The following is a 1,867-nucleotide window of genomic DNA, read 5'->3' on the forward strand; positions in this document are numbered from 1 at the left end:
CCCCACCCACGCGGCCCCCAGCGGGCCTGGCCGCACCCCTCCGGGCCACACACCGAAGCCATAACTCGCACCTCGCCACACCTGAGTCGAGCGCGACTAAGGTCGAGGCGTGACCGAACTGCGCACCTTCTATCCTCCGATCGAGCCCTACGCCACCGTGATGCTGCCCGTAGGGGACGGCCACGAGGTGTATGTCGAAGAGTCCGGTAACCCGGACGGGAAGCCAGTCATCTTCGTGCACGGGGGCCCGGGCAGCGGGACCTCGCCACAGCAGCGACGCGTTTTCGATCCGCAGCGTTACCGCATTGTCCTCTTCGACCAGCGGATGGCAGGGAGATCGACGCCGTCTGCCTCGACGACCCTTGCCCCCACGGTGTGGGCAACCAACACCACGGGGCATCTCATCGCGGACATGGAGGCGATCCGGAATCACCTCGGGATCCCGCGCTGGCAGGTCTTCGGCGGCTCGTGGGGCTCCTGTCTGGCGCTGGCCTACGGCCAGTCACACCCTGAGCGCGTCACCGAGCTGATCCTGCGAGGCATCTTCACGCTGCGCCGGACCGAGCTGGCCTGGATGTATGAGCGTGGACACTTGGAGAACGTCTATCCCGACCATTGGGCGGAGTTCGTCGCACCGGTCGCTCCGGAGCGGCGCGACCAGTTCCAGCTGGCCTATCACGATCTGCTCTTCGATCCCGACCCAGCCGTGCATGTGCCGGCTGGGCAGGCCTGGAGTGGCTGGGAGTCGCGGGCGATCACTGTGCTGCCGGACGAGGACGCCTACCAGAAGGCCATCGTTCCTGACCAGGCCGTCGCCTTCGCCCGGATCGAGAACCACTACTTCGTCAACGGCGGCTTTTTCCGCGAGGGCTCGCTGCTCGAGGCCGCCAACCTGGCCCGGATCGCACACCTGCCGACGGTGATTGTTCAAGGACGTCTGGACATGTGCACGCCCGCGAGGACCGCGTTCGAGCTGGCCGCCGGGCTGCCCAAGGCGCGTTTTGTGGTTGTGCCGGATGCGGGCCACGCCTTCTCCGAGCCGGGCAACCTCGACGCCCTGATCCGGGCCACCGACGCCTTCGCGACCGACGACTGAGCAGGTGGGCTTCGGTGGAGGAGTTCTATGACGTGGAGACCGGCGGAGTGCTCCGCCTAGAACTGCGCAGCGTGGACGGTCGGGACTTCACCCTGCTGCGTCAGTTCGGCTACCGAAGCGATGACTACCACGAGCCGTTTATCGTCCCGGCCGACCTGGCCACGTTCGACACCGACTTCGCTTCTGTGCCAGACCTTTTCACCTGGCTGGTGCCTCGATCCGGCGACTTCCTGCCGGCCGCGGTGCTGCACGACGCACTGATCAGCTCGCACGGCTACCTGGGCCCCCGCGTCGACCGGCACGAGGCGGATCGGATCTTCCGCATCGCGATGATCGGTCTGGGCACCGGCAGGGTGCGGGCGTGGCTGATGTTTGCGGCTGTCACCATGCGGACGATGTGGGTCAGCGACCGGCTGCTCAAGCGGGCGCAACTGGTCGCGCTCCTGGGCACGGTCGCGGTCATCGGCACCCTGGCCACCCTGGACTTCTTCGACCTGATCGCCGTGGTGCCGTGGATGGGGGACCGGCGGTGGTGGGTCGAGCTGCTGCACGGGGCCCTCTTCGCCGTGCTGATCCCCAGCGCCGTGGCGCTCAGCTGGGGTCGATGCTGGAGGGCCGGTGTCGTCGTCGGCGTCACCCTCGCGCTGCTCCTGCACGTCACCGCAGCACTGCTGGTCCTGTATGCGGTCTACCTGGGCGTGGAGCGGTTGGTCAGTGGTCCGGCCGATGCGCGCGGGGTGCGTGTGCGAGACACGGCCGAAGCGGAATGAC

2 protein-coding genes are annotated in these 1,867 nt (G+C 67.6%); both read left to right on the top strand.

From position 1 onward, the window contains the following. Nucleotides 1-118: 118 nt before the first annotated feature. Entirely contained in the window at nucleotides 119-1,096 is a 978-nt protein-coding gene (gene pip, locus Q4P07_RS14280; protein ID WP_303375581.1) for a prolyl aminopeptidase, read from the top strand. A 14-nt stretch (nucleotides 1,097-1,110) separates the two neighbouring features. After that, on the top strand, nucleotides 1,111-1,866 hold the full coding sequence (locus tag Q4P07_RS14285; protein ID WP_303375580.1) for a DUF1353 domain-containing protein: 756 nt from the start codon (nucleotides 1,111-1,113) through the stop codon (nucleotides 1,864-1,866). Nucleotide 1,867 lies beyond the last annotated feature (1 nt).

Source organism: Ornithinimicrobium sp. (assembly GCF_030537745.1).
GTDB lineage: Bacteria > Actinomycetota > Actinomycetes > Actinomycetales > Dermatophilaceae > Ornithinicoccus.